Below are 6,498 nucleotides of genomic sequence, written 5' to 3' on the forward strand. Positions count from 1 at the left end.
CGGTCGCGATACGCGGTTCGCCGCTGATCAGCGCTATCTCGCCGAAGAAGGCGCCAGGGCCAAGCTCCACCGGGTTCGGCGTCGCGACGCTGACGCGCCCCTCCACAACGAAGAACATCTGATCACCGGGCTCGCCACTGCGGCAGATCACGGCGCCCGCCGGCACGGTGCGAGGTCTTAACGCGCGCACGATCTCGACCAGCACGGCCGGGCCGAGCTTCTGAAACAACGGTACGGCCGCGACCAATTGCCAATTACGGACGAAATCCCCGCGACGGACTTCTTGATAGAAGCCGGTGGCAAGAATGCCAGCCCAGAGCGCGAAGATGCCGATGCCACTCATCATGACCGCCCCGGCAAGGACGCGGCCGGCGAAGCTTTGCGGAATAGCGTCGCCATAGCCGGTGGTGGACAGCGTAGCCACCGCCCACCACATTGCCAGGGGGATGCTGCCGAACTTTTCCGGCTGGATGTCGCGCTCGATGACATAGGCCGCGAGCGCGACACCGAACAGAACGACGCCGAAGAGCGTGGTGACGCCGATCAGATTGCGCGCTTCGTTGGCCAGCACCCTGCCCAGCACCGGGAAGAAAGTCGAGTCGCGCAGCGGTTTCAGCAGCCAGACAGCACAGTAGAGGCTCCGGTCGGGCGTGCCGACGAGCAGAAATGCGGCGAGTGGAACCAAGACCGCGAGCACATCGATGGCGATTGCCGGCGTCCTGTTCCGTACGTCTCCCGCCCGGCGCTTGAGCAGCGTCGCGGCCAGTTGCAGGAGATAGGCGCCCCAAATGACCGCGAGCACGGCAGCCAGAGCCAGTCTGCTTCGTTCGGACATGTCCGGTATCGTGAGCGCAGCCACCGCCAGAAGCCCAGGCGCAGCCAGCACCGCGTTGGGCGGCGCGTAGATTCTTAAGGAACGCAGTACCGACATTCTATGCCCACTAGCGGCTACCATGCTCCAAAATAGAATGCCTTCAAGGCAAGCGCAAAGGTGCTTGCTGTCGCTGCGATGTGCATCATCAACGGTGAACTCAAATGTCCGGGATTGCTTCGTGACCAGGCGTGACCAGACAGGCTACAACCGACGAGAATGACCTAAGTCTGCCTGCGCAACCTGCGCTCGCGGGCGACATCTGCCAGGTACATTGTCGGGTCCTGTTCGTTTCTCTGCGCGAGGGCGTTGGCGATGTCGCAGGTGTTCAGGCCGATGTCCAGGAGCTCGCGAGTGCTCATCGACGCGAGGACAGCGAGCTGCTTTCGTTGTACCCAGAAGCGCGGCAGCCACAGAACGGCGGCGATTGTTCCGTGCAGAAGCGCAAAAAGGCAACGGACAGCACGGCTCTCCTTGCGTCCGGTCGCTGCACTGTAGGGAAATTCGATGGTGGCCATGGTTATCTCTCCTCTCAAGCCGCTTTTCCTGAGCGGCAGGTGGAGACTAGGCGAGCTTGTGGCGCCAGGCCTGATATCCAGCCGAAACATTTCCGAAATCGAGATGAAATTGGATCGAATATCTCGACGGCCCGTAGCTGCGAATTTCCTAATATGCGGGGCTACGCTATTGTAAGGCGCGCTTCTAGGGAGACGCCGTTTGAGAGAAGCCGACCATCCGGACAAGGCCGTCATCCGGCTTGGCGCATATGCTCTCGACCGGGAGCGGGGTCTCATTTTGAACGACGGCAGGCCTGTCGATGTCCGCGCGAGGACGTTTTCGCTGTTGGTCTTTCTCGTTGAGCACGCAAACCGCGTGGTCAGCCGAGATGAGATATTTGAGGTCGTGTGGAAAGGTCTTGTCGTAACTGACGACGCATTGACGCAGACGATCCGCGACCTTCGAAACGTTCTTGGCGACGAGCGGGCAACCCTCATCAAGACGGTCGCAAAGCGCGGCTACATGTTAACGCTTCAATCGCAGGACCAAGCGAACGGTCGCGGTAATGATGGAGACAGCGCAGAACCTCTAGCAAGGTCGCAAAACTTCGGGGAACAAGGTCTCCCGTCGGAAGCTCGGCTCGATTTGCTTCTAACGCCCCAGGTCGATGCGGATCTGCTCGGTGAACGATCGTTGCGGCGCGCGTTCGACTTATTGGTGGATGAAAGCAGATCGACAGTGCCTCTTGTGGGGTCGGCCCAATCAGCCGAAGCGCAGTCGGCCCGCATCTCGGGGCGCGACAGGCCCGCGGTCGCGGTGCTGCCGTTCGCGCTCGAGGATATTGCTTCCCCGCACCTATATGTTTTGAGGGACGGGTTGCTGCGGGACATCATCCGCGATGTTGCCCGACTGCGAACCGTCTTCGTCATCGCCGCGAACTCGCTGCAGGCTTTGTCGGCGGTCGGCCTGAGCAGGCTGGAGGCCGCCCGGCTGCTTCGCTGCGACTATGTCTGCGCCGGCAACATCACGCTCGACGGATCGATCCTTCGGGTCGATGTCGAGTTGATCGCGGCCGACGACGGCCATGTGCTTTTTTCCGAAATATTCTCGAAGCCTCTCGCATCCATCTCGCAGTTCGGACAGAGTATGGCTGACGAGATCGCCACGCTGGTAGCTGGCGAGGTCAATCTCGCTGAGCGCAATATAGCAGTCCGGCGACCTATTCATGAGTTGGACGCATGGCAGGCCTATCATCGCGGCCTGTGGCACATGCACATGTTCACCGGTCAGGACAATACGGTCGCCGAGAATCTGTTCAAGGCGGCGATCCACCTCGACCCGCACTTTGCACCTCCTTATGCGAGTCTCTCGTTCACACATTTTTTGAAAGCGTATCTGTTTGATCCGTCGCATCTCTCCGAGGAAGGCCGGATCGCTGACGATCTTGCGGCCCGCGCGGTGGAGATCGATCCACACGACCCCGCCGCACATTGCGCTCTCGGGCGCGCCCTCTGGATCATCGGTGCGCGCGAGGAAGCCATCGAGGCTCTGGAGTACGCGACCGTCCTCAGTCCTTCATATGCTTTTGGGCATTACTCGCGGGCCTTCATTCAAGCTCACTCTGGGGATGCCGAGACGGCCATTCAGGCAGCCGATCATGCAAGAGAACTCTCGCCATTCGACCCCTTCCTCGCTCCTAACCAAGCGGTGCGCGCCGTTTCCCTGCTGCGACTCGGAAGAGCCGATGAGGCTGCTGCCTGGGCCTTGCGCGCAACGCTCCATCGCAACGCTCACGCCCATGTGAGGCGTGTTGCGGTCTTGGCGCTGACCGCAGCCGGCCGGACCGAAGAGGCGAAACAATTGGCTCAACTGGTCAACAGTGAAAGCCCGGAAAACGGAAACGAGTTGTTCATTCGGGCAAACAGAATGCGATCTGATGACCAGAAGTTGCTACGCGATCTGGGCCAGCAAAGCGGGCTGCTCTAAGCGCGGCGAGGCGATCTTGGCGGACCGATCCGGGTGCCTTAGGCCCGCTTCCCCTCAACGCAATCCCAGAACAGGGCGGCAATATCCGCCCCGCCAAAGCGCTGCACCTCGCGAATGCCGGTCGGCGAGGTCACGTTGATCTCGGTCATCCAGTCGCCGATCACGTCGATGCCGACCAGGATGAAGCCGCGTTCCCTCAGCGCCGGTCCGATGCGGGCGCAGATCTCGCGTTCGCGCTCCGTCAGCTCGGTCTTCTCGGCGCGGCCGCCGACATGCATGTTGGAGCGCGAATCGTGCTCGGCCGGCACGCGGTTGATGGCGCCCACCGGCTCGCCGCCGATCAGGATGATGCGCTTGTCGCCCTTGCGCACGTCCTTGAGGTAGCGCTGCACGATATAGGGCTCGCGGAAAAGCTGGCCGAACATCTCGAGCAGCGAGGCCAGATTCCGGTCGGCCTCGTGCAGATGGAAGATGCCGGCGCCGCCATTGCCGTAGAGCGGCTTGACGATGATGTCGCCGAACTCCCTGCGGAAGGCGGCAACCTCTTGGGGATCCTTGGTGATCAGCGTCTCCGGCATCAGGTCCGGAAACTCGGTGACGAAGATCTTTTCCGGGCTGTTGCGCACCCAGGCCGGGTCGTTGACCACCAGCGTCTTCGGATGGATGCGCTCGAGGATGTGGGTGGTGGTGATGTAGTTCATGTCGAAGGGCGGGTCCTGCCTGAGCAGCACCACGTCCATCTCCGACAGATCGGTGCGCACCGGCTCGCCCAGCGAATAGTGGTTGCCCTTCTCGTCGCGCACCTGCATCGCCTCGACGCGCGCGAACACCTTGCCGTCGCGCATCGACAGCCGGTCGGGCGTGTAGTGGAAGAGCTTGTGGCCGCGCCGCTGCGCCTCCAGCGACAGCGCGAAAGAGGTGTCGCCGGCGATCGACACGGTCGAGACATGGTCCATCTGGACGGCGATTTTCAGCGGCATTTTCGTTCTCCGAACTCTGCCGTCGATATAAGGAACTCGGCGGCGTCTGCCAATCGTGCTTGCTTGGTGCAGAAGCTCAGCGGTCGAAGACCAGGCGGGAATAGCCGAGGAACGACAGCGCCATCGCGACTAGCGAGGCGATCACCAGCGCCGCCAGCGGCGGCAGGCCCGGCAGCGCGAACAGGGCGGCGCAATAGACGAGATAGTTGACGATGCTGGTGGCGATGCCGACGCCGCCGTAGCGCGCGCCCTCTCGCGCCATGCCCCGGCTCGACGGCGAGAAGGTCAGGTGGCGGTTGATCTGCCAGGTGACGCAGAGCGCGAAGCCGATCGAAAGCACGCGCGCGATCAACGGCCCAAGCGGCGTGACCGAAAGCAGCAGCCAGAGCGCGGCCGCGTCGGCGACGAAGCCGATGCCGCCGGCAAGGACGAAGCGGGCAAGCCTGCCCATCAGGCCGCCCGCGAGGGCTTGCCCGGTTCGCTCTTCAGGGGCGCCTGCCCGTTGACGCGGCGCTCGATGCGGCCGGACGGGATCGAAAGATAGAAGATGCGCTTCTGTTCGGCGCGGCCGCGCGACACCGAATCGAGGATCAGCCCGGTTACGGCCGCCAGCATGGACAACAGCAGCAGGCCGACCGACAGCACCCAGGTCGGCAAGCGCGGCACCAGTCCCGTCTCGGCGAATTCGATCAGCACCGGTATCATCAGGCCGATGCTGGCCGCCAGGAAGAACAGGGCAAAGGTGCCGAAGAAACGCAGCGGCTGCGTTTCCTTCATCAGCATGGCGAACATCCATAGGATCCTGGCGCCGTCTCTGAAAGTCGACAGCTTCGACGACGAGCCTTCGGGGCGGCGGCCGTAATCGAGCGCCATCTCGCTCACCGGCAGCTTGAGCTGCGAGGCGTGGACCGACATTTCGGTCTCGATCTCGAAGCCGCCGGAAACCGCCGGGAAACTCTTGACGAAGCGCCGCGAAAAGACCCGGTAACCGGAAAAGATATCGGTGAAGTCGGCGCCGAACAGGCCCTTGTAGAGCCGGTTGAAGAGGCGGTTGCCGAAGGCATGGCCGGAGCGGCCGGCGTCGTCGGTCACGCCGCGCCTGGTGCCGACCACCATGTCGCAGCGCTCGGTCAAAAGCGTGTTGATCAGCTGCGGCGCATCTTCCGGCGCATAGGTGCCGTCGCCGTCGGCCATCACATAGATGTCGGCGTCGATGTCGGCGAACATGCGGCGCACCACATTGCCCTTGCCCTGGCGCGGTTCTCGCACGACGATCGCGCCGGCGGAGCGGGCCCTGAGCGCCGTCAGATCCTTCGAATTGTTGTCGTAGACATAGATCGCCGCGGAAGGCAGCGTTTCGCGGAAGCGCCGCACGACCTCGCCGATGGTCAGCTCTTCATTGTAGCACGGCAGGAGCACGGCAATCGCCGGCTCGTTGCGGACTTCATGCGGCATGTCTGTCTCCAGCGCCCGGCCCAAGCCCATCGGTCGCGCCAATGCTGGCCCCGATGCCGGCGTCTCCGGGCCGCTTTACTATTTATTGAAGCCGTTAAGGCTAGGTTTAAGCCCTCTACCTCCGAAGGTTTCGACGATGGGCACAGCCAAGGACGGCGTCGCCACCCGGAAGCACGATTTCATGCTGGCGTTGCTTGCAACGCTGGCTGCGTTCGCGTTCAGCGCGTGGATGGGTTTCGGCGCGCTGGCCGATGTCGACAATGACAATCTGCTGCGGCTGGTCGAGGTCCGCGATCTGCTCAACGGCCAGGGCTGGTTCGATCTGCACCAGTACAGGATGGGCCTGGAAGGCGGCTTCGTCGTGCACTGGTCCCGGCTGGTCGACGCGCCGATCGCCGCCATCATTCTGGCCGCTTCGGCGCTGACCGGCAGCACGCCCCTTGCCGAGAAGATCGCGCAGGTGCTCTGGCCGGCGCTGCTGTTTTGCTCGACGCTGTTCTTCACTGCCCGCGCGGCGCGCATGTTCGCCGGCCGGAGCGCGGTGGTGCCCGCGATCCTGATCGGCGCCGCCGCCTATTATTTCCTCGGCATCTATTCGCCCGGCGCGCTCGACCATCACAATGTCCAGCTGATGCTGACCATGGCGAGCCTCGCATTGCTGCCCGATGCGCCGGGGCCTCGAGCAGCAATGCGAGGCTCGCCATGGTC

6 protein-coding genes and 1 pseudogene are annotated in these 6,498 nt (G+C 63.0%); 2 read left to right on the forward strand and 5 right to left on the reverse strand.

The annotated features are described in order from the left end of the window. Both EOA29_RS21220 and EOA29_RS41570 read right to left on the reverse strand, forming a co-directional pair. Nucleotides 1–931: cyclic nucleotide-gated potassium channel (locus EOA29_RS21220; RefSeq protein WP_127221420.1), on the reverse strand; the 931-nt coding region annotated here is incomplete at its 3' end. A gap of 164 nt (nucleotides 932–1,095) precedes the next feature. Next, entirely contained in the window at nucleotides 1,096–1,389 is a 294-nt protein-coding gene (locus EOA29_RS41570) for a DUF1127 domain-containing protein (RefSeq protein WP_189350448.1), read from the reverse strand. A 199-nt stretch (nucleotides 1,390–1,588) separates the two neighbouring features. On the opposite strand from EOA29_RS41570, the gene EOA29_RS21230 reads away from it, so the two are divergent. Further along, nucleotides 1,589–3,355 (forward strand): winged helix-turn-helix domain-containing protein, encoded by a 1,767-nt coding sequence (locus EOA29_RS21230; protein WP_126090963.1) that lies wholly within the window; start codon nucleotides 1,589–1,591, stop codon nucleotides 3,353–3,355. Between the two features lie 38 nt (nucleotides 3,356–3,393). On the opposite strand, the gene gshB is transcribed toward EOA29_RS21230, so the two are convergent. From gshB to EOA29_RS21245, 3 genes are all read right to left on the reverse strand, one after another. Then, on the reverse strand, nucleotides 3,394–4,335 hold the full coding sequence (gene gshB / locus EOA29_RS21235; protein ID WP_126090962.1) for a glutathione synthase: 942 nt from the start codon (nucleotides 4,333–4,335) through the stop codon (nucleotides 3,394–3,396). A gap of 76 nt (nucleotides 4,336–4,411) precedes the next feature. Beyond that, a complete protein-coding gene (locus EOA29_RS21240) occupies nucleotides 4,412–4,786 on the reverse strand; it encodes a GtrA family protein (protein ID WP_126090961.1) in 375 nt (124 codons plus the stop codon). Next, on the reverse strand, nucleotides 4,786–5,790 hold the full coding sequence (locus EOA29_RS21245) for a glycosyltransferase (RefSeq protein WP_126090960.1): 1,005 nt from the start codon (nucleotides 5,788–5,790) through the stop codon (nucleotides 4,786–4,788). Before EOA29_RS21245 ends, EOA29_RS21240 begins: the two co-directional genes overlap by 1 nt. A gap of 136 nt (nucleotides 5,791–5,926) precedes the next feature. On the opposite strand from EOA29_RS21245, the pseudogene EOA29_RS21250 reads away from it, so the two are divergent. Then, nucleotides 5,927–6,498 (forward strand): annotated as a pseudogene (locus tag EOA29_RS21250) (GtrA family protein); the annotation flags it as partial.

It is taken from the genome of Mesorhizobium sp. M1E.F.Ca.ET.063.01.1.1 (assembly GCF_003998155.1).
GTDB lineage: Bacteria > Pseudomonadota > Alphaproteobacteria > Rhizobiales > Rhizobiaceae > Mesorhizobium.